Source organism: Pseudomonas sp. Y3 TE3536, from assembly GCF_053629175.1.
Genome location: NZ_JBRJHU010000001.1, coordinates 1,749,409 through 1,768,993, shown reverse-complemented (window position 1 = coordinate 1,768,993; position 19,585 = coordinate 1,749,409). Strand labels below are relative to the sequence as shown.

Annotated in this window: 19 protein-coding genes and 1 tRNA gene; 13 read left to right on the top strand and 7 right to left on the bottom strand. The window is 62.9% G+C overall.

Translation table 11 applies throughout. The features are described from left to right. Positions 1-15 precede the first annotated feature (15 nt). From AB7M33_RS08055 to AB7M33_RS08040, 4 genes are all read left to right on the top strand, one after another. Entirely contained in the window at positions 16-1,116 is a 1,101-nt protein-coding gene (locus tag AB7M33_RS08055) for a uroporphyrinogen-III C-methyltransferase (RefSeq protein WP_097151363.1), read from the top strand. Continuing rightward, a complete protein-coding gene (locus AB7M33_RS08050) occupies positions 1,113-2,351 on the top strand; it encodes a heme biosynthesis protein HemY (protein WP_186703109.1) in 1,239 nt (412 codons plus the stop codon). The genes AB7M33_RS08055 and AB7M33_RS08050 overlap by 4 nt, the downstream gene beginning before the upstream one ends. Positions 2,352-2,595: 244 nt before the next feature. Next, positions 2,596-3,102 (top strand): disulfide bond formation protein B, encoded by a 507-nt coding sequence (locus AB7M33_RS08045; protein WP_454242682.1) that lies wholly within the window; start codon positions 2,596-2,598, stop codon positions 3,100-3,102. A 231-nt stretch (positions 3,103-3,333) separates the two neighbouring features. Beyond that, positions 3,334-3,804, top strand: coding sequence for an Rsd/AlgQ family anti-sigma factor (locus tag AB7M33_RS08040; protein WP_027595131.1), 471 nt, complete (start codon positions 3,334-3,336; stop codon positions 3,802-3,804). A gap of 9 nt (positions 3,805-3,813) precedes the next feature. Here AB7M33_RS08040 and AB7M33_RS08035 read toward each other — a convergent pair whose 3' ends face one another. Beyond that, positions 3,814-4,464, bottom strand: a complete 651-nt coding sequence (locus AB7M33_RS08035) for an FKBP-type peptidyl-prolyl cis-trans isomerase (RefSeq protein WP_085273895.1) — start codon at positions 4,462-4,464, stop codon at positions 3,814-3,816. 228 nt (positions 4,465-4,692) lie between these two features. Here AB7M33_RS08035 and AB7M33_RS08030 point away from each other — a divergent pair, with 228 nt between their 5' ends. Next, positions 4,693-5,763 carry an AlgP family protein gene (locus AB7M33_RS08030; RefSeq protein ID WP_412763813.1) on the top strand — a complete coding sequence of 357 codons (1,071 nt, stop codon included), beginning with the start codon at positions 4,693-4,695 and terminating at the stop codon, positions 5,761-5,763. On the opposite strand, the gene AB7M33_RS08025 is transcribed toward AB7M33_RS08030, so the two are convergent. Further along, positions 5,739-6,221, bottom strand: a complete 483-nt coding sequence (locus AB7M33_RS08025) for a TIGR02444 family protein (RefSeq protein WP_265969204.1) — start codon at positions 6,219-6,221, stop codon at positions 5,739-5,741. The two genes, AB7M33_RS08030 and AB7M33_RS08025, sit on opposite strands and share 25 nt — an antisense overlap. A gap of 50 nt (positions 6,222-6,271) precedes the next feature. Between AB7M33_RS08025 and AB7M33_RS08020 the strand changes: the two genes are divergently transcribed. Beyond that, entirely contained in the window at positions 6,272-8,182 is a 1,911-nt protein-coding gene (locus tag AB7M33_RS08020; protein ID WP_454242681.1) for an ATP-binding cassette domain-containing protein, read from the top strand. 235 nt (positions 8,183-8,417) lie between these two features. Next, the gene (locus tag AB7M33_RS08015) at positions 8,418-9,050 is read left to right on the top strand and encodes a LysE family transporter (RefSeq protein WP_027595136.1); all 633 of its coding nucleotides are present in this window, start codon (positions 8,418-8,420) and stop codon (positions 9,048-9,050) included. A 31-nt stretch (positions 9,051-9,081) separates the two neighbouring features. Here the strand turns inward: AB7M33_RS08015 and AB7M33_RS08010 are convergent, their stop codons facing one another. Both AB7M33_RS08010 and AB7M33_RS08005 read right to left on the bottom strand, forming a co-directional pair. Then, entirely contained in the window at positions 9,082-9,834 is a 753-nt protein-coding gene (locus AB7M33_RS08010) for a slipin family protein (protein ID WP_027595137.1), read from the bottom strand. Between the two features lie 2 nt (positions 9,835-9,836). Next, positions 9,837-11,186 (bottom strand): NfeD family protein, encoded by a 1,350-nt coding sequence (locus tag AB7M33_RS08005; RefSeq protein WP_454242680.1) that lies wholly within the window; start codon positions 11,184-11,186, stop codon positions 9,837-9,839. 99 nt (positions 11,187-11,285) lie between these two features. On the opposite strand from AB7M33_RS08005, the gene AB7M33_RS08000 reads away from it, so the two are divergent. The 3 genes from AB7M33_RS08000 to AB7M33_RS07990 all read left to right on the top strand — a co-directional run bounded on the left by AB7M33_RS08000 (position 11,286) and on the right by AB7M33_RS07990 (position 12,756). Beyond that, positions 11,286-11,744, top strand: coding sequence for an aminoacyl-tRNA deacylase (locus AB7M33_RS08000; RefSeq protein WP_027595139.1), 459 nt, complete (start codon positions 11,286-11,288; stop codon positions 11,742-11,744). Between the two features lie 61 nt (positions 11,745-11,805). Continuing rightward, positions 11,806-12,048 (top strand): DUF2789 domain-containing protein, encoded by a 243-nt coding sequence (locus AB7M33_RS07995; RefSeq protein ID WP_085273890.1) that lies wholly within the window; start codon positions 11,806-11,808, stop codon positions 12,046-12,048. Positions 12,049-12,117: 69 nt separating this feature from the next. Continuing rightward, positions 12,118-12,756 carry an NADH:ubiquinone oxidoreductase subunit N gene (locus tag AB7M33_RS07990; RefSeq protein WP_454242679.1) on the top strand — a complete coding sequence of 213 codons (639 nt, stop codon included), beginning with the start codon at positions 12,118-12,120 and terminating at the stop codon, positions 12,754-12,756. 6 nt (positions 12,757-12,762) lie between these two features. Here AB7M33_RS07990 and AB7M33_RS07985 read toward each other — a convergent pair whose 3' ends face one another. Beyond that, positions 12,763-13,200, bottom strand: a complete 438-nt coding sequence (locus AB7M33_RS07985) for a CBS domain-containing protein (RefSeq protein ID WP_238212755.1) — start codon at positions 13,198-13,200, stop codon at positions 12,763-12,765. A gap of 256 nt (positions 13,201-13,456) precedes the next feature. Here AB7M33_RS07985 and AB7M33_RS07980 point away from each other — a divergent pair, with 256 nt between their 5' ends. Genes AB7M33_RS07980 through AB7M33_RS07970 form a run of 3 tightly spaced genes read left to right on the top strand, consistent with a single transcriptional unit; the run spans position 13,457 to position 17,472 of the window. Next, positions 13,457-15,022, top strand: a complete 1,566-nt coding sequence (locus AB7M33_RS07980) for an OmpA family protein (protein ID WP_454242678.1) — start codon at positions 13,457-13,459, stop codon at positions 15,020-15,022. Positions 15,023-15,043: 21 nt separating this feature from the next. Continuing rightward, positions 15,044-16,642 (top strand): hypothetical protein, encoded by a 1,599-nt coding sequence (locus tag AB7M33_RS07975; RefSeq protein ID WP_454242677.1) that lies wholly within the window; start codon positions 15,044-15,046, stop codon positions 16,640-16,642. Then, positions 16,639-17,472, top strand: a complete 834-nt coding sequence (locus AB7M33_RS07970) for a hypothetical protein (protein WP_027595145.1) — start codon at positions 16,639-16,641, stop codon at positions 17,470-17,472. The genes AB7M33_RS07975 and AB7M33_RS07970 overlap by 4 nt, the downstream gene beginning before the upstream one ends. Positions 17,473-17,603: 131 nt before the next feature. On the opposite strand, the gene AB7M33_RS07965 is transcribed toward AB7M33_RS07970, so the two are convergent. Then, a complete protein-coding gene (locus AB7M33_RS07965; RefSeq protein WP_454242676.1) occupies positions 17,604-19,334 on the bottom strand; it encodes a dipeptidase in 1,731 nt (576 codons plus the stop codon). Positions 19,335-19,494: 160 nt separating this feature from the next. Next, positions 19,495-19,571 (bottom strand) — tRNA-Arg (locus AB7M33_RS07960). Positions 19,572-19,585: the final 14 nt, after the last annotated feature.

Sequence of the window (19,585 nt, the reverse complement as noted above, 5' to 3'; positions counted from 1 at the left end):
GCAAAGGATGGATACGTGAGCGAAACTGTCTTGTCCAATAACGATCAGCCGTCGGCCCAGACGCCGGCGGATCCCGTCACCGCCACACCCGCCAAGCGCTCCGGCACCGGCCTGGCAGCGCTGGCGCTGCTGCTGGGTGCGGCCGGGGTCGCAATAGGTGGCTGGGGTGTCTGGCAGGTGCGGCAACTGCAAGGCAGCGAATTCAACCAAGGGCAGCACCTTGAAGCCCTGAACCAGCGCGCCGAAGCGCTGCAGCAGCGTGAACAGCAGATCAGCGCGCAGCTGGCCAGCCTGCCGGCCGCCAGCGAGCTGGAAGACCGCCGCCGCCTCGTTTCGCAGCTGCAAGGCGATCAGCAACGCCTCAGCCAGCGTCTGGAAACCGTGCTGGGCGAGAGCCGCAAGGAATGGCGCCTGGCAGAGGCCGAACACTTGCTGCGCCTGGCTACCCTGCGCCTCTCGGCGCTGCAGGACATCACCAGCGCCAAGGCCCTGGTCGAAGGTGCCGACGAAATCCTTCGCGAGCAGAGCGACCCCGGTGCCTTCGCCGCCCGCGAGCAGTTGGCGCGCAGCCTGGCAACCCTCAACAGCACGCAGCAGCCAGACCGCACGGGCCTGTTCCTCAAACTGGCTGCACAGCGCGAGCTGGTGCAACAACTCAGCGCCCAGTCGCCTGAGTTCGAGAGCAATGCCGATGCGCTCGGTGCGCTGACCTCCGACGGCGATGGCGCCAGTCGCTGGTCGCAGTGGTGGGCGGAAATCTCGAAGTATTTCCAGATCGACTTCAACGCCGATGACAACGTGCGGCCGCTGCTGGCCGGTCAGTCGCTGAACCAGCTGCGCCTGGCCCTGAGCCTGACCATCGAGCAAGCCCAGTGGGCCGCGCTCAATGGCGAGGCCAAGGTCTACACCCAGGCACTGGATGATGCGCGCAGCGTACTGCTGGCCAACTTCAATGCCGACAACCCACAAAGCAAGGCCATGCTCGACAGCCTCAACGCCTTGGCCGAGCAACCGGTGTCTGTGGTCACCCCTGACCTGAGCGAGAGCCTGGCCTCGGTGCAAGCCTACATCCAGCGCCGCCACCTGCCGGCCGAGGGTGAAGGGGGCAAGCCATGAAGCGGGTCTACCTGCTGGCCGTACTGGCGATCGTGATCGCCGCCGCGCTGGGCATTGCGGTGGCCAAGCACAGTGGCTACGTCTTGATCGCCTATGGCAGCTTCCGCTACCAGTCGGGGCTTTGGGCGGCGCTGGCCGGGCTTGTGGCCGTGATCGCCCTGCTCGGGTTGCTGCGCTACCTGGTTGGCCTGGTGCTGACCTCCAGCGGCGTGGTCAACCCGTGGTCGCGTCGTAACCGCAGCCGGCGCATCCGTCTTTCCATCGAGCAAGGCCAGTTGGACCTCGCCGAGGGCCGCTGGGCCAGTGCCCAGCGCCATCTGCACCGCGCCGCCGAAGCTGAACGCCAGCCCTTGCTGTACTACCTCGGCGCCGCCCGCGCCGCCAACGAGCAAGGCCGCAAGGAAGACAGCGACAACCTGCTGGAGCGAGCCCTGGAGCGTCAGCCGCAGGCGGAACTGGCCATTGCCCTGACCCATGCCCAGTTGCAGATGGACCGTGGCGACACGGACGGTGCGCTGGAAACCCTGTTGGCGATGCAGGCGCGGCACCCGCATAACACCCAGGTGCTGCGCCTGCTGCAGCGCCTGTACCTGGAACGTGGCGATTGGTCGGCGCTGATTCGCCTGCTGCCTGACCTGCGCAAGGGCAAGGTGCTGCCAGCGGCTGAGCTTGCCGAGCTTGAAAAGCGTGCGTGGGGCCAGAACCTGAGCCTGGCGACAACCCGCGGCGAGGATGCGCAAAGTGCGCGTCAGGCCCTGGAACGTGCCTGGCAGCAACTGACTGCCGCCCAGCGCCAGGAGCCGCAGCTGGTGCTGGCCTACGCCGAGCAGCTGCGCCAGGTCGGCGCCCAGGGCGAAGCCGAGCAAGTGCTGCGCACGGCCCTCAAGCGTGAGTACGAAAGCCACCTGGCTCGCTTGTATGGCCTGGTGCGCGGTGATGACCCGGCGCGCCAGTTGCAAACAGCCGAAGGCTGGCTGAAGGCGCATCCACAGGACCCGAGCCTGCTGCTGACCCTCGGCCGCCTGAGCTTGCAGAACCGCCTGTGGGGCAAGGCGCGGGACTATCTGGAAAGCAGCTTGCAGATGGAGCGCAACCCGGAAACCTGTGCCGAACTGGCCCGTTTGCTCGCCGGCCTTGGCGAGACCGAGCGCAGCAACCAGCTGTTCCAGGAAGGCCTCGGCTTGCTGGATGAGCGCTTGCTGGCGCTGCCGTTGCCAGAAGCAGTGCGCGCCTGAGTTACGCCTAAGCGTTTTACCTGGGTTACCCCTTAGTTCGCGCCAGCGTGCGGGCTAAGGGGGCGGGTAACTTGTCCGGCGATATAAGTTAGTTCTGCAGTCCATTTCTTAAGACGTTTCCTACTGCCAGGCAGGAAACTTCCTTTGCTATTCAGCGACTTGTCGTCCCTGTAGTGCCTTGAAACACAGCGGTTACTTCCTCTACCGTTTCAAGCCACTTCATTCCCCGGGACCTCCATCGCCCATGCTGCCGGCCCGTTTACGCACTTTTTTCTTTCCTGCCTGCCTTGCCGCGTTGGCCGTGCTGGCCGGGTCATTTCACCTGGAAAGTGCGCTGGGGCTGGTGCCGTGCCCGTTGTGCTTCAGCCAACGTTTGTTACTGGGCCTGTATGGGCTGCTTTGCCTGGGCGCAGTGCTGCAGGCACCGGGAAGGTCGGGTATCCGCCGTTACTCGCAAGCACTGCTGGCCTGCACGGCGGCGGGGGCGTTGCTGGCGGCACGGCATGTCTGGCTGCAAGGGGCGGGTGGGGCAGTTCACGTGTGCCCGGCTCCGATCTGGGATGTGTTCGAGCAATCCTGGCGTGAAGCTGCGCGGCAATTGCTGCTGGGTGGCCCGGATTGCAACGCGCTGACCTGGAGCTTTGTTGACCTGACACTGCCTGAATGGAGCCTGCTGGCATTCCTGCTACTGGGCGCGCTGCCCTTGAGCCGCCTGCTGGCGTATCGTTTCCGCACCCTGGCGGGCGATTGACCTGGCGCAAGCCTGGGACGCTATCGCGACCAATGGTGTTGTAACGGGGTATTAAACACTTGTATGAACTTTGTCTGCTGCGTACCTTGATGGTCAGCACGCGCGGGAATAATCTCCCAGCACGCATACCGAAAATACAACTGCTCGATGCCGTCCTGCTGATGTCACCTTTGTGCTGCGCGGTCGTGGTGCGAGGTGCAGCGGCATCTACCCAGAAGGGAAGAGATCGCCATGCTCGATAGTTGTCAGAACGCCCAGGAACGCTGGGGTGGGGTTCACAAGCTGATCGACCGTTGGCTGGAGGAGCGCCATGAACTGGTGCAGGCTTTCCGCGCGTTGCGCGACGCCAAGCCAGCCTTCGCCGACAAGGACAAGAACCGCGATTTTTGCGCGGTGCTGGTCGATTATGTCTCGGCTTGGCATTTCGAAGTCAGCGAACAGCTGGTCAGTGAAGCCAAGGCCTTCGGCGACACTCGCGGCCTTGAACTGGCCACGCAGATCAACCCGCGCATCGATGACAGCACCCAGATCGCGCTGGCATTCAATGACCATTGCGAGAAGGGCGAGTGCACAGACCCCGAGCGCTTCGCCGAAAAACTGGCCAAGCTGGGCGGCCTGCTGCACGAGCGCTTCGAGCTGGAGGATTGCCTGATCGAGGTGTTGCACAACGCGCACAAGGAAGAGGGCACGGTCGAAGCCTGAGGCGTGGCGTCAGTCGCCAACCGCCAGCAGTTCGATCTCGAATACCAAGGGGGTATAGGGCGCGATCAGGTCACCCGCGCCCTCGGCACCGTAGGCTTGCGCCGACGGAATCACCAGGCGCCATTTCGCGCCTGCATGCATCCGAGGCAACGCCACCCGCCACCCTTCGATCACCGAATCCAGGCTGAACCACTGCGGCTGTTGGTTTTGGTCGAACACCGAGCCATCCGGCAACCTGCCCACGTAACGTACCTGCACCTTGCCACCCGCTTTCGGCTGCGCGCCGGCGCCGCTTTGCAGTTCGCTGTAAAGCACGCCTTCGGGCAGTTCATGCACACCAGCACGTGCCCGCTCGTTGGCCATGAAGCGTGTTTCCACCGCCTTGAGTTTTTCTGCCTGAGCCTGCTCGGCGGCGTTGTCGGCTTGCGCTTCATGCTGCTGCAACACAGCCTGCATGCGTGCCTTGTCGAGCTTCAGTGGTTGCCCTTGATAGGACTGGCGCAGGCCTTCGACCAGGGCGTCCAGTTGCAGCCCCGGCATCTCTTCGCGCAGCCGCTCGCCCAGGCTGGCACCCAGGCTGTAGGCCAGGTCGTGGTCGTCTGCATTGGCCAGGGCAAAAGGCGCCACCAGGCACAAACCTAAAACAAGAAAACGCGGCATGGACAGTTCCTGCGCAATGAGCGGGCCGTAGCAGCCAACATCGGGGTTGGCCTGTATCTGCCAAATATGAGCAACGCTTAATTCAGCAACTACACTTTCACGGAGCTGCAAGATAACAACTTTGCCCAGGCATGCAACGCGGCGTAAATATTACTGTCAACATGCCCTAGCGGCGGTAGCAGCAGAAGCATAGTATGAGCCGCAATCTCGTCAGCCAGGAGGTAAACCATGTCGGCCAAAAAGAAGCCAGTAAGTACGCCGTTGCACCTGCTCCAGCAACTTTCGGGCAGCCTGCTCGAACATTTGGAAGATGCCTGCTCGCAAGCGCTGGCTGATGCGGAAAAACTGCTGGCCAAGTTGGAAAAGCAACGTGGCAAGGCACAAGAGAAACTGCACAACGGTCGCCTGAAACTGCAGGATGCGGCCAAGGCAGGTAAAGCCAAGGCGCAGACCAAGGCACAAAAAGCTATCGGTGAACTTGAAGGGTTGCTCGACTCGCTCAAGGACCGCCAGACCCAGACCCGTACCTACATCCAACAGCTCAAGCGTGATGCCCAGGACAGCCTGAAGCTGGCCCAAGGTGTGGGCAAGGTGCGTGAAGCCGCCAGCAAGGCACTGGACCAGCGCGCCGTCGCTGCCAAGGCTGCAAAACCAGCTGCTGCTAAAGCACCGGCCAAGGCTGCCAGCAAGCCAGCAGCACGCGCCACGGCCGCCAAACCTGCCGCCAAAGCACCTGCAGCCAAGGCGCCGGCCAGAGCTGCTGCCGCCAAGCCAGCCGCCAAAGCCGCTGCCACCAAAGCGCCGGCCAAAGCGCCAGCAAAAGCCGCTGCCGCCAAGGCACCCGCCAAAACCGCCGCCGCCAAACCTGCGGCCAAGCCAGCCGCTAAAGCCGTCGCTGCCAAAGCACCGGCCAAGGCTGCAGCTGCAAAACCCGCAGCCAAGCCAGCTGCTGCCAAGGCGCCAGCCAAAGCCGCCGCTGCTAAACCGGCAGCCAAACCTGCAGCGGCCAAAGCCCCAGCTAAACCTGCAGCTGCAAAACCTGCGGCCAAGCCTGCTGCCAAGCCCGCGGCTGCCGCTAAAGCACCCGCGCGTGCTGCCGCCAAACCGGCTGCAAAACCGGCGGTGAAAGCTGCTGCAAAACCGGCTGCTGCCAAACCAGCCGCGAGCAAGCCAGCCGAAACCAAGCCCGCCACGGCTGCCACCAGCGCGCCTGCCGCCGCGACCAACTCGGCCAGCCCGGCCGCAGCACCGTCGGCACCCGCCAGCACCCCGGCTCAGGCGCCGTCTTCGGCATCCTGAAGCGCTGCCGCCGCGACGCGCAATTGATGCAGCGCGCGGTGATCTTGGGCCTGGTCCGGCGCTAGCCGGGCCAGCCAGTCGTCCGTGGGCTCGTGCGAGTCCGCGGGCCACTGTTGCGAGCACGCCTGCAGGCGTTCCAGCAAGGCCTTCTCGGCCTGCAATTCCAACCCCTTTACTTGCTCACGCAACGCTGCCAACTGCGCATCGTTGTGCGCTGCCGTGCGCCATTGCTGGCGCAGGTTACGCAATGGCGTCACCACCTCACGCTGCCAAGGTTCGGCAATGTCGCGCAGGGCCTGTGTGCGCTCACCTGTCGCGGCCACGCCGCGTGCTTGCAGCCAGGTGCCGCAGAGCAACAGGCAAACGTCACCGCCCAACGCTTGCACGTCAAGGCAGGCCTCTTCCACGCCGGCCCTGGCATACAAGGCCAGGGCGTGATTCCACAGGTCGGTGTACATGATTCCACTCACGCTACGGGCCGAGGAAGCTGGTAGACTCCGCGACCATCATGATCAGACTATCCAACCTCACTTTACAGCGTGGTCCGCAGCGCTTGCTAGAAGGCGCCGAGATGACCTTGCACGCCGGCCACAAGGCCGGTTTGATCGGTGCCAACGGCGCCGGAAAATCCAGCCTGTTCGCCTTGCTGCGCGGTGAGCTTTCGCCCGATTCCGGCGATTGCCAGCTGCCCGGCGACTGGCGCATCGCCCACATGCGCCAGGAGGTCGACACCCTCGATCGCCTCGCGGTGGACTATGTGCTCGATGGCGACGTGCGCCTGCGCAAGGTGCAGGCCGAGCTTGCCATCGCCGAAACGGCGCACGACGGCACGGCCCTGGCGCGCCTGCACAGCGAGCTGGAAAGTGCCGATGGCTATACCGCCGATGCCCGAGCACGCAAATTGCTGGCCGGCCTTGGCTTCACCAACGAACAGATGGACCGCCGCGTCGGTGACTTCTCCGGTGGCTGGCGGATGCGCCTGAACCTGGCACAGGCACTGATGTGCCCGTCCGACCTGCTGCTGCTCGACGAGCCCACCAACCACCTGGACCTGGATGCCATCCTCTGGCTGGAAGACTGGCTCAAGGGCTACCCCGGCACCCTGTTGCTGATTTCCCACGACCGCGATTTCCTCGATGCCGTGGTCGACCACGTGGTGCACGTCGAGCAGCGCAAGCTGAACCTGTACAAGGGCGGCTACACCGCGTTCGAGCGCACCCGTGCCGAGCGCCTGGCGCAACAGCAGCAAGCCTACGAAAAGCAGCAGGCCCAGCGTGCGCACATGGAAAAGTACATCGCCCGCTTCAAGGCACAGGCCACCAAGGCCCGCCAGGCCCAGAGCCGCATCAAGGCCCTGGAGCGCATGGAAGAGTTGTCGGCGGCGCATGTCGATTCGCCGTTCGACTTCGTCTTCCGTGAGTCGCAGAAAATCTCCAGCCCACTGCTGGACATGTCCGAAGGCCGCCTGGGTTATGGCGACAAGGCCATCCTGGAGAAGGTCAAGCTGCAGCTGGTGCCGGGTGCGCGTATCGGCCTGCTCGGCCCCAACGGCGCGGGCAAGTCGACCCTGATCAAGAACCTTGCCGGCGAGCTGGAACCGCTGTCTGGGCGCCTGGTACGTGGCGAGAACCTGGCGGTGGGCTACTTCGCCCAGCACCAGCTCGACTCCCTCGACGACAAGGCCAGCCCGCTGTTGCACCTGCAGCGGATTGCCCCGACCGAGCGTGAGCAGACGCTGCGCGACTTCCTCGGCGGCTTCGATTTCCACGGTGACCGTGTCGACGAGCCGGTGGTGAATTTCTCCGGTGGTGAAAAGGCCCGCCTTGCCCTGGCGCTGATCGCCTGGGAACGGCCGAACCTGTTGCTGCTCGACGAACCGACCAACCACCTGGACCTGGAAATGCGCTTGGCGCTGACCATGGCCTTGCAGGAGTTCGCCGGTGCTGTGGTGGTGGTTTCCCACGACCGTCACCTGCTCAAAAGCACCACCGACGATTTCCTGCTGGTGGCTGACGGCAAGGTCGATACGTTCGATGGCGACCTGGAAGACTACAGCCGCTGGCTGGTCGAGTACCGTCAGCGCAACGCGCCGGTCAGCAACAGCCCGGCCAACCCGGACAAGACCGACAAGAAAGCTCAGCGCCAGGCTGCAGCGGCCTTGCGTCAGCAACTGGCACCGCACAAGAAGGCGGCCGACAAGCTGGAAGCCGAGCTTAACCAGGTGCATGCGCAACTGGCTGAGATCGAAACAGCGTTGGGCGACAGTGGCCTGTACGAGGCCGCGCGCAAGGATGAACTGCGCGATGTGCTGGCCCGCCAGAGCAAGTTCAAGCAGCGCGAAGGCGAGCTTGAGGAAGCCTGGATGGAAGCGCTGGAAACGTTGGAAAGCATGCAGGCCGAGCTTGAGGCGCTGTCTTGAGGCTGAGGTCTTTGGGGCGTAGGGTGGGAGCCTTTTAGCGCCTGTGAGATCGAGCGCCGCTCGCGCGGCGTTTCGCAGCACAAGGCTGCTCCTACATCTGTTCGTGTCAGGCGCAAAGGGGTCTCGCGCCCATGCCACAGGAATAACTGGCCCAAAATCTGCAAAATCCGCTGGTTATTTTTTCGCCAACATCTTAGCTTAACGTTTTGCAACATATGTTTGAGCGAGGTGTGTGATGTCGATGGAAGTGTGGTTGGGCTTCTTTGCCGCGTGTTGGGTGATCAGCCTTTCACCGGGGGCCGGGGCGATTGCCTCGATGTCCAGCGGCCTGCAGTACGGTTTCTGGCGCGGTTACTGGAACGCGCTAGGCCTGCAGATTGGCCTGATCGTACAGATCGCCATCATCGCCGCCGGTGTCGGCGCCATCCTCGCCGCTTCCGCCACCGCCTTTACGGTGATCAAGTGGTTTGGCGTTGCCTACCTGGTCTACCTCGCCTACAAGCAATGGCGCGCGCTGCCGATGGACATGAGCGAAGAGTCTGCCGTACGCCCGATCGGCAAACCGCTGAGCCTGGTGTTCCGTGGTTTTCTGGTCAACGTCAGCAACCCCAAGGCTCTGGTGTTCATGCTGGCGGTGCTGCCGCAGTTCATCAACCCACATGAGGCCCTGCTGCCGCAGTACGTGGCCATCACCGTCACCATGATCACCGTCGACATGCTGGTGATGGCGGGCTACACCGGCCTGGCTTCGCGGGTGCTGCGCCTGCTGCGTACACCCAAACAGCAGAAGCGGCTGAACCGCACCTTTGCCGGGTTGTTCATCGGCGCGGCAACCTTCCTCGCGACCCTGCGTCGCGCGCCTATCTGACTGGCCATCGGGGGCGCACAAGCGCCCCCGGTTATTTCGGCTTTTCCACAAAGCCCTTGAGCAAATCCAGCGGCAGTGGAAAGACGATGGTCGAGCTCTTGTCCCCGGCAATCGCCCCCAGCGTCTGCATGTAGCGCAACTGCATCGCCCCTGGCTCCTTGCTGAGCATCTGCGCCGCCTGCATCAGTTTTTCGGACGCCTGCAACTCCCCTTCGGCATGGATCACCTTGGCCCGTCGCTCACGTTCGGCCTCGGCCTGGCGCGCGATGGCACGCACCATCGATTCGTTGAGGTCGACGTGCTTGATCTCGACATTGGCCACTTTGATGCCCCAGGCATCGGTTTGCGCGTCCAGCACCTGGCGGATATCGGCATTCAGTTGCTCGCGCTCGGCCAACAGCTCGTCCAGCTCATGCTTGCCAAGCACGGCGCGTAAGGTTGTCTGGGCCAGTTGGCTGGTAGCGACGAGAAAGTCTTCGACCTGAATGATCGCTTTTTGTGGGTCGAGCACGCGAAAGTACAGCACGGCATTGACCTTGACCGAGACGTTGTCGCGGGTGATCACGTCCTGCGGCGGTACATCCAGCACGACCGTGCGCAGATCGACCCGAACCATCTGCTGGATGACCGGGATCAGCAAGATCAACCCCGGCCCTTTCACCTGCCAGAACCGCCCCAGCTGGAACACCACGCCGCGCTCGTACTCGCGCAAGATCCGGAACGCCGACAGCAACAACACGCCCAGCAGCATCAGCAGGGCGCCGAAACCCAATTGCATGAACATCGTCATTCTCCTTGGGCCGCAGGTGCAGCAGCGCTGACCTCCAGCATCACGCCACGGCGCGCCGTGACTCGCACGTGTTGGCCAGGCTGCAGTGGCGTCGCGCACTGAACCTGCCACTGTTCGCCCTGCGCCTGCACCGAACCGCAGAACGGGTTGTCTGCCAGCACCTGGGTGACCGTGACCAGGCTGCCGACCAAGCCGGCATCGCCGCTGACCAGGGCGCGCTTGCGCGCTTTCAGGGCCATGCCCAGCACGCCACCGATGAACAGCGCCGACAGCACTGCCAGGCTGGCGATCAAGGGCAAGGGGATGCCGAACCCAGGCACGTCGGTGTCCATCAAAATCACTGCGCCGACCACGAAGGCCACGATGCCGCCAAAGCCGACCACGCCAAAGCTGGGCAAGAACGCCTCGGCAATCATGAACGCCAGCCCGAGCAGGATCAGCGCCACCCCGGCGTAGCTCACCGGCAGCAATTGCAGGGCATACAGCGCCAGTAGCAGGCAGATACCGCCGATCACGCCGCCCACGGTGGAGCCGGGGCTCATGAACTCGAACAGCAGGCCGTACACGCCGACCATGATCAGGATCAGCGCCACGCTGGGGTTGGTGATGACGGCCAGCAGGCGTGTGCGCCAGTCCGGCAGGTGTTCGACCAGGCTGGCTGCGCGGGTGTGCATCTGCTGCGGCTGGCCGGCAGCGTCCAGTGTTTTGCCGTCGAGTTGGCGCAGCAGGTCGGGCAGGTCAGTTGCCACGAGGTCGACCACCTTCAGCCGCAATGCCTCGCTGGCCGACAAGCTGACGGCTTCGCGCACGGCCTGCTCCGCCCAATCGGCATTGCGCCCGCGCAGCTGCGCCAGGCCGCGTATGTAGGCAGCAGCGTCATTGACCTGCTTGCGGGCGAGGGTTTGTTCATCACCACTGGGCTTGGCCTTGTCGTCCTTGGGCATGCCCGGGGGGCCGCCGATCTGCACCGGGGTGGCCGCGCCCAGGTTGGTTCCGGGGGCCATGGCTGCGACATGGCAGGCATAAAGGATGTAAGTGCCAGCGCTAGCGGCCCGTGCACCGCTGGGCGCGACGAAGCTGGCAACCGGCACGGGGCTGGCGAGGATGGCTTTGATCATCTGGCGCATGGCGCTGTCCAGGCCGCCAGGGGTATCCATGCGGATGACCACCAGTTGCGCGCCTTGCGCATGGGCCTGGTCCAGGCTGCGCACCAGGTAGTCGGCACTGGCCGGGCCGATGGCATCGTCGATGCTCAACACCCAGACGGCACCGGGCGCTGCCTGGCTGCCCGGTGCCAGCCCAAGCAGCATCAACAGCAACAGCCAGCGCCACCAGCGAGCGGCCACCTGTCGTCACCTCGTTCGTCTCTATTACACAAGTTTAGTCATGCCTGCCGGGCCAGGGCCTAAAATTGAAGATTGGGGGCGCAATACCGGAGGTGCATCATGCGTATGGCAAAGACCCTGCAGGCCCGCCTGGACAAGGCCAACTGCGACTACGACATCATTCCCCATCCACATTCAGCCACCAGCCTGGAGTCGGCACGCACGGCCGGTGTACCCGCCGAGCGGGTCGCCAAGTCGGTGGTGCTCGATGACCGGCATGGCAACTACATCCTGGCCGTGCTACCGGCCAACCGGCATCTGGACATGAGCAAGGTGCGCATGTCGGGCGCCTGGCAACTGACCCGCGAAAGCGGCCTGCCGACGCTGTTCGGCGATTGCGAACGCGGCGCAGTGCCGGCACTTGGCGATGCCTACGATATAAAAATGCTGCTCGACCCGACCCTTACCCGGCAAGGTGATGTCTACCTGGAGGCGGGTGACCACGATCACCTGATCCACATGAGCATGGAGCAGTTCATGAAGCTGGTACCGCACGCCGAAGTGCGTGAGCTGTGCTGATGTTCTCAAGCCAACGCCGGGCGGGCGTCGTGGACGGCCTGACCGGCTATTAGGAGGAATCATGGAAGCACCGATCCATCCATTCGCCGAGCTGTTCAAACAGCTGGGCTTGCCTGACGATGCTTTGAGTATCGATCAATTCATCACCAGCCACTCGCCGCTGCAAAACGAGATCAAGCTGGTCGATGCCCCGTTCTGGACCGATGCCCAGCGCAACTTCCTCAAGGACAGCATCAACGAAGATGCTGATTGGGCAGTCCCTTTCGACCAACTCAACGAGGCGTTGCGCCGCCCCCGAAAATAAAGCGCCGAGCGGCACCTGACGAGTGATTGGCCGTTGCTATGCTCAGGAAAACAATAAGGGGATAGCGCGATGAAAGATCCCTACGCACCAGGGTTCTGGTGCTCCGTGACGATCCTGGGCACGCTGACGGCCAGTTACTTCTATGGCATCAGGCAGACGCAACAGATGAACCAGGCGGTGCAGTTTCTCTACGCCGCCGCCGCGGTCACCGTGGCGGTTGCGCTGGTGGCGCTGACCTGGATCGCCTGGCAACAGTTGCGCCTGAACAAGCGTGAGGTGATCCAGGGGCGAACGTTGCTGACCATCTGGAACACCAAGGTTGCCCTGCGCCGGGTCGAAACGGTATTCGACCGCTATTTCTGGGGCAGCTACTGGCACTCCGGGCGCACCTTCGAAGAAGTCATGGGTGAGCTCAAGGGCACCCCGCTGGAGCAAAGCCTGGACGCCTTAAAGCGCCAGTGCCGGGCGCTCGACCGCGAAATCCACGATCACCACCACCATTGGCTGGCCAATGCACGGGACCTCTCCAGTGTGGCAACGGCCATGGCCCGCGAACGCTATCAGCTCGACCTGGGCGAGCCGACGAGCACGGGCAATGGCACCACTGCCGTGCTCAACCGCGACCTTGAAGTACTGGTGTACACCTGGTCGGCGCGCCTGCGCAGCTTCGACCACCAACTGGACGAACTGGAGCGCGCCTACCACTGAGGCGGTTTACTCGCCGCGGATGTACTGCTCCAGCTGCAGGATCAGGTTGGCCTGTTCGGCGATGGTTTCCTTCACCAGGTCGCCAATCGACAACAGGCCCAGCAGTTCGCCATTGCTGACCACTGGCAGGTGACGTAAATGCCGATCGGTCATCTCGTTCATGCAATATGCCAAGCTCTGTGTCGGGTCCACCGTAATCACCGGGGCGCTCATGATCTCACGCACTGGCGTTGCCGCTGACGAGCGGCCCTTCAGTACCAACTTACGGGCGTAGTCGCGTTCACTGACAATGCCCACCACCTGATTGTTCTCCACCACCGGCAGCGCACCGATATTCTTTTCCGCCAGCAGCTTCAGGGCCTCCAGCACCGAGTCATCAGGGCCTATGGTGTAAACGGTCTGGTGTTGCGACTTGGTCTTGAGGATTTCTTTGACGGTCTTCATACGGGCCTCTGCGGATGGAATAAGCGCTGTCTCAATGTAAATAAAGCATCCGGCACGGCGCTCTGCACGGCAATGCAGGAAACGGCATGGAGGCGATTGAAAAACGTCATGGTTGAATCGATTGTGTACCAAGCACCCCGGCAAGCCGTGTATCCGGCGCTGGAGATGCTTACCTGGGTGGGGCAAAATCCCCGGTAATCTGTGACAATGCATGTCAAGTTGCCATCATCCAGACCTGTTTCGGCAAGGAGCCGCAATGCAAAGCATGTTTCGCCTCACAGCGCTCAGTTGCGCCTTCATCACCGCTGCCGGTTGCAGCAGCCAACAGATCGACAATATTTCCAAGAGCGTTAAAGACATTGGCAGGGACTACGGCATGCCCGTGCTCTGTGGTGTCGGGGTTGTCGCCGGGGGCGCTGCCGGTTATGCCCTTAAAGGCAAGGACGGCATCTTGCCGGGCGTTGCAGTCGGCGGCACGTTGGGGTGCATCGCCGGTTATGTCTGGCAGTCGCGCTTGCAGGAGCTTGACCGCATCGCCAAGGAAGAGAACCTGAAGATCACCACCGAGAAGTTGACCGTTGCCTCGGCTGCGGTGGTGACCGCCGTCCCTGAACAGGCGGGCCTGGTGACCCAGATCGAAGACACCGGGATGTTCGCCACTGGCTCCGACCAACTGACCCCCAACGGCCAGCGCGCCGTGGCCAAGCTGGCGCAGATGTATGCCAAGCCGGCCGCCACCGACAAGCAGGCCGCCGCCAAGGAGGCGCAGGCACGTCGCTTGTTGATCGTTGGCCACAGCGATGCCGTGGGCAATGCCGATTTCAACCAGAAGCTGTCCGAGCGCCGCGCCAAGACCGTGGGCAAGGTCATGCTGCAGGCCGGCATCCCGGCCAGTGCCATCTATTACCAAGGCGCCGGGGCATCGCGCCCGATTGCCGATAACAGCGACCCGTTGCTGCGTGGCCAGAACCGCCGTGTGGAAATCGTCGAGCTGGCCAACGAACAGGCCCTGGTAATGCGCGCCCAGGCAGAAGCGGGTAACACCCGCTACCTGCACTACGGCACCTCGACCGCTGCCAAGCCTCGGCAGGCGACCACTACCGCACAAGCGAGCAGCAAGCCTGCCGCGAGCAAGCCGACCACGGCACAGCGCACGCCGGCCACGGCCAGCAGTACCTCCAGCGCAACCACCAGTACCAGCAGCACCAGCACCAGCACCGCGAAGGCTGTTGCAGCTGTGCGTCCGCAGGTCGATTTCGCCGGTACCCCCGTGGCCAACTACAGCTGGACCATGGCGCAGAATATCAAGCCGAAACAGAGTGGCTTCACGCTGATCAGCAGCGCATACGCCGCGCAGATGCCGATGTCCAGCTGCGAGGCCGACCGCCCACGCAATGCCGGCGAAGTGCTGAGCATGGTCAACGACCAACCTTTGCAGCGCCGCGCCACCAAGGACTACCTGCCGGGTTACAACAACCGGGTCTGGGCCAACCTGGTCAACGGGCACCTGGTGACCGTGTCGCCGGTGTCGATCTTGCGTGAGAACGCCATGGTCGACCGCCAGCCGATTCTGCAGTTGGTCGAAGACTACAAACAGCCCACGCAGCACAAACCACGCACCATGAAGGCCGTGGCCAACACCTATGAAGGCGAAAGCGAAGTGCTCTACCGGGTCTTCGCCAGCGATGCCCAGGCATCGATTTCGTGCATGGACATCGTATTCAGCAAAGGCAACGCCGAGGTCAGCCAAGGTGCCTTGTTCTATGCCGCCGGCAGTGATGCGTTCGTCGCTTCCTACAAGCCGATCCCGGCTACCAAATAACCCCAGTCAAGGACGTCCTGAATGGAAGACTTTTCGCTTGCTGCACTTAAATCACTGATTCTCGCCAATCAGTTGCTCTCTGCCGGCCTGCTTTCGTTGCTGATCACTGCGGTGATCGTGCGTAACTATTGGGAAGAGGTTTCCTACTTCCTGACCCGTGTCTGGCACAGCTTCCCCTTGATCGGTACGGTCGCGCGCCTGTCGCGCAAGCCGGCTTCGGTCGACGCTGAAGGCTGGATCAACCACGAAGTCACCCTGTCGAACGTGTACAACAAGAAGTTCAAGCTCTACGCCAAGGACGCGAACGCCTACAGCGCCTACCTGGACTACCTGTCCAAGGCCGGTGAGGCCGGGCGTTCTGCGCGGCCGTGGTGGGTGTTGGCGGTTGTCCTGTTGCTGGTGGTGATCGAGGCCATGGGGTTTGCCTATGTGGTCGCCGGCTGGGTGAACATGGATGCGTCGACCAATGACCGTCACTGGCTGACGGCATTCGTGGCGATTCTGCTGGCCGTTGCGTCGGCGTTTCTGGCCGAGGCTGCCGGGCACGCGGTGCACCACAACAGCCTGGTCGCTCGCGCCCGCCATTGGTGGCAGGGTGAAGAGCCTTCCAAGCGCTCGCGCTCGCTGAAAGCCAACAAAGCCATCAACCTGGAAGACTCCTTCAGCGACTCTGACAAGCCTGACTACGAGCAGTTGCTGGCCCGTGTGAAGGACGTGAACGCCAACGTCACGCGCAAGTTCTTCTGGTTGATCACCTGCGGTGCGTTCGTGGTGGCCATGGCCATTGGTGCCTTCCTCATCCGTTCGGCCACCCTGGACAGCATCGAGACCGAGATGGTCAACGGCATGCGTGCCGAAGCGTCCACGCAAAGCAGCACCGCAGGCTCGCCGTTCGACCTGCCAGCAGAATCCCAGGCCATCAACGATGAAGCGGATAACGCCACCATCGACGACAAGATGCAGGCGATCCGCAAGGCCAGCCTGACGACCTACGTGATGCTGTCGCTGATCTACGTGGCGATCCAAGGCATCAGCCTGTGGTTGGCCAGCCGCTACTTCTTCGCCGGTACACACTCGCACACCGCCTGGCAGCGTACCCACAAGTACGCCACCTCTGAAGAAATGCTCGATGCGATGGACCAGAAGCGTTCGGCCATCGCCAGCCATGCCGATGACAAGCTGCGCCGCTTGCAGACCTTGTTGTCCAGCCGTGATCACACCGATGCCAATGTGCTGACGGCACTGGATGGGGAAAACACCGCCCGCCGCAATTTCTTGAGCTTCGTCGAACACAAGGCTGACAAAGTATCGGAGCAGCCAGAGAAGCCAGCCCGGCCGATTGAAACCGTTGCACCAGCACCCGCGGCTGTAGCCGTCGCTGTCGCCGCGACGCCGGTCGAGCCTGCGCCTGCCGTAGCCCCTGCTGCTGCAGTGGCCGAGCCGGTCGCTATCAAGGCCTCCGAGTTCCACGATGTGACTGGCCTGCCGGAAGAAAGCCTGGCCGCCGCCAGCCGTGCGCTGAATGTCAGCGAGGCGCAACTGCGCGACATCCGCGAGCAACAGCAAGCACTCAAGGCGCTTGGCCTGTTCCCGGCGAAGAAGGAGGGCATGCTGTCATGAGGCTTGCCAAGGCCCTGATCCTGGCGCTGGCGCTGCCGTGTGCAGCGCTGGCCGCCGAACGCAACGATCTGCAGAGCTGCTACACGCGCAATGGCCTGGCAGACATCAAGCCTGCAGGTTCCGGCCGCGAGCTGGTGGTGATCATCGATCAGACCATCCCGATGCCAGAAGACCTGCAGCGCAGCGCCTGGGGCCAGATCGACCGGTTCGTGCAGCCGGGCGATCGCGTCAGGCTCTATACCTTCTCGGCGTTCCTGCCGGGTGAGTATCAGCGCCTGGTGTATGCCGGCGAGCTGGACACGCCGTTGCAGGGCGAGGTTCGCGACGATGTGAACATGCGCAAGCTGCGTGGCCTGGACCAGTGCCTGGCGACCCAGAAAAAGGCGTTTCAGACCGGTTTCGGCGGGCTGTTCGTGAAGGGCCTGCGCGAGGCGCGTCAGGACATCCCCAAGAGCGAAATCATGAACACCCTGCGCCGTGTCGGTGAAGACATGGGCAAAGAGCAGGGTATCCAGGAGCGGGTGGTGTACCTGATTTCGGACATGCTCGAGCATTCCGACTACACCAGCTTCTACGCGGCCAACCAGATCAAGCAACTGAACGTTGGCAACGAGCTGAAGCTTGCGCAGAGCAAGGGGCTGTACGCCGACCTGCAAGGCGCCCGGGTGTATGTGTCTGGCGCTGGGCTGGTCACCGACGCGGTGAAGCATGCCTACCGCTCTGGCAAGACCATGGATGCGCTGAACGACTTCTGGGCGCAGTACTTGAATGCGTCCAACGCAACGTTGGAAGGCTTTGGCACGCCTAGCCTGAGTACCGATCTTCGGTAACCCGGCCTTCCGGGTAATACGCACCCTTGTAGGAGCAGCCTTGCGCTGCGAAGAGGCCGGTACTGAGTATGCAACTCTGCTAGGTTTACCGGCCTCTTCGCAGCACAAGGCTGCTCCTACAGGTGATTGCGCTACAGCTTCGGCATCTGCCCGATGCGCGCGACCATCTCGCTCACTACCTGCAGATCCAGCATGAACTGCTCCACGGTCTTGAACTCGTTGTCGTTGTGCCCGGTGTATTTCACGTCAGGCATGGCCAGGCCGAACTGCACGCCGTTGGGCAAGTCATGCACCGAGGTAGCCCCTGCCGACGTGCCAAACTCGTGCTTCATGCCCAGGTTCTCGCTGGCCACGGCAAGCAGGGCCTTGACCCACTCGCCCTCCGGGTTGCGGTACATCGGCGCGTCGAGGCTGTAGTCGAAGGCCACCGGGACGTGGCTGGTGCTCTTCCATTTATCCAGCTTGGCCGCCAGGTCATCCTTGATCACGGCAATTTCCTTGCCCTTCGGGATACGCAGGTTGACCGCCAGTTTCAGCCCCTTGTCGTCCACGCCGACAAAGGTCGGCGAGGCGGTCAGCGGCCCCATGAACGCGTCTTCAAAGCCTACGCCGAGCTTTTTGCCCAGGTAGTCCAGGCCCCAGTTGTCGCTGGCATAGCGGGCGGCGTCGGTGAACTGGTTGTGCTTGAGCGGCACCTGCTTGCCCAGGCCATTGATGAACACCAGCATGCGCGCCACCGGGTTGACCCCGGACTCTGGCTCCGAGGAGTGGGCCGAGACGCCTTTCACCGTGAGCTGCACGTCCTTGCCAACCACCTTGGCATCGATGCTGAAATCACCGCCGTTGCCCTTCACATACGCGGCCCCGGCCTTGTTCAGGCTGGCTGCCAGCTCGGCAGGCTTGTCGCTGGCCAGGGTGGCGACCGACGTCGTCGGGATCTGGTTGGTGGCCAGGCCGCCGGTGAGGTGGGTGATTTCGGCGCCCTTGCCGGTGGCGGCGCGCTTGGCGAAGCTGGCCATGACCGTGCCGTAGCCTTTCTCGGCGATCACCACAGGGTAGCCGCCGTCCAGCGCCAGGTTGTAGTCGGGCGTCGGGTTGCGCTCGAAGTAGTAAGGGATCGCGTCACCGCTGGTTTCTTCGGTGGTGTCCACCAGCAGTTTGAGTTGCCGGGCCAGCGGCAGCTTCTCGTCCTTGGCCACTTTCAGCGCATACAGCGCCACGACGATGCCGTTCTTGTCGTCTTCGGTGCCGCGGCCATACATGCGGTCACCCACCAGCGTGACCTTGAAGGGGTCGAGGCGAGTGCCATCGTCCAGCTTCCAGTTGTCCGGGTTGACCGGCACCACGTCGGCGTGGGCATGGATGCCGACCACCTCTTTGCCTTCGCCCAGGGTGATCTCGTAGACCCGGTTGTCGATATTGCGGAACGTCAGGCCAAAGCCTTCGGCCAGGGCTTTGATCTTGTCCGCGATCTTCAGGAACTCGGGGTTCTCGTGCTGCGGCACACCATCGACGCTGAAGGTGGGGATGGCCACCAGTTCGCGCAGGGTCTCGGTGGCGGCCTTGCCGTACTTGATACGGGTATACAGGCCCAGCAGGCGGTTGATTTCGTTCTGCTGCTCGTCGGCCAGCGGCTTGTTGGCCAGGTACGCGCTCAGCGTCTCGCCGAGGTTGTCGGCCTTGGCCAGGTCGCTGCCGTTGAGCTTGCCGATGAACTGTTTGAAGTCCGCCAGTTCTGTGCCGTCGTAGGCCTTGATGATGGCCGCGGATTGTTGCTGGGAGAGGTTGGCCTGGGCCGGTACGCTGAACAGGCCGATGCTGGCCAGCAGCAGTGAGGTAGCGGTGAGTTTTTTCAGGTACATGGGCGCGCGCATTCCTTCGCGAGTCATTGTTGGGGGTACCCGTTCGAAAAACGGGAAGGTGCCCACGCTAACACCAATGCTCTGCAGTACGGGAGTACCAGAAACGCGACATGTCGCACAAACGAAAAAGCCCCGGGAAAAATCCCAGGGCTTTCGAAGATGGCGCACTCGGCGGGATTCGAACCCACGACCCCTGCCTTCGGAGGGCAGTACTCTATCCAGCTGAGCTACGAGTGCAACGCGCACGCATG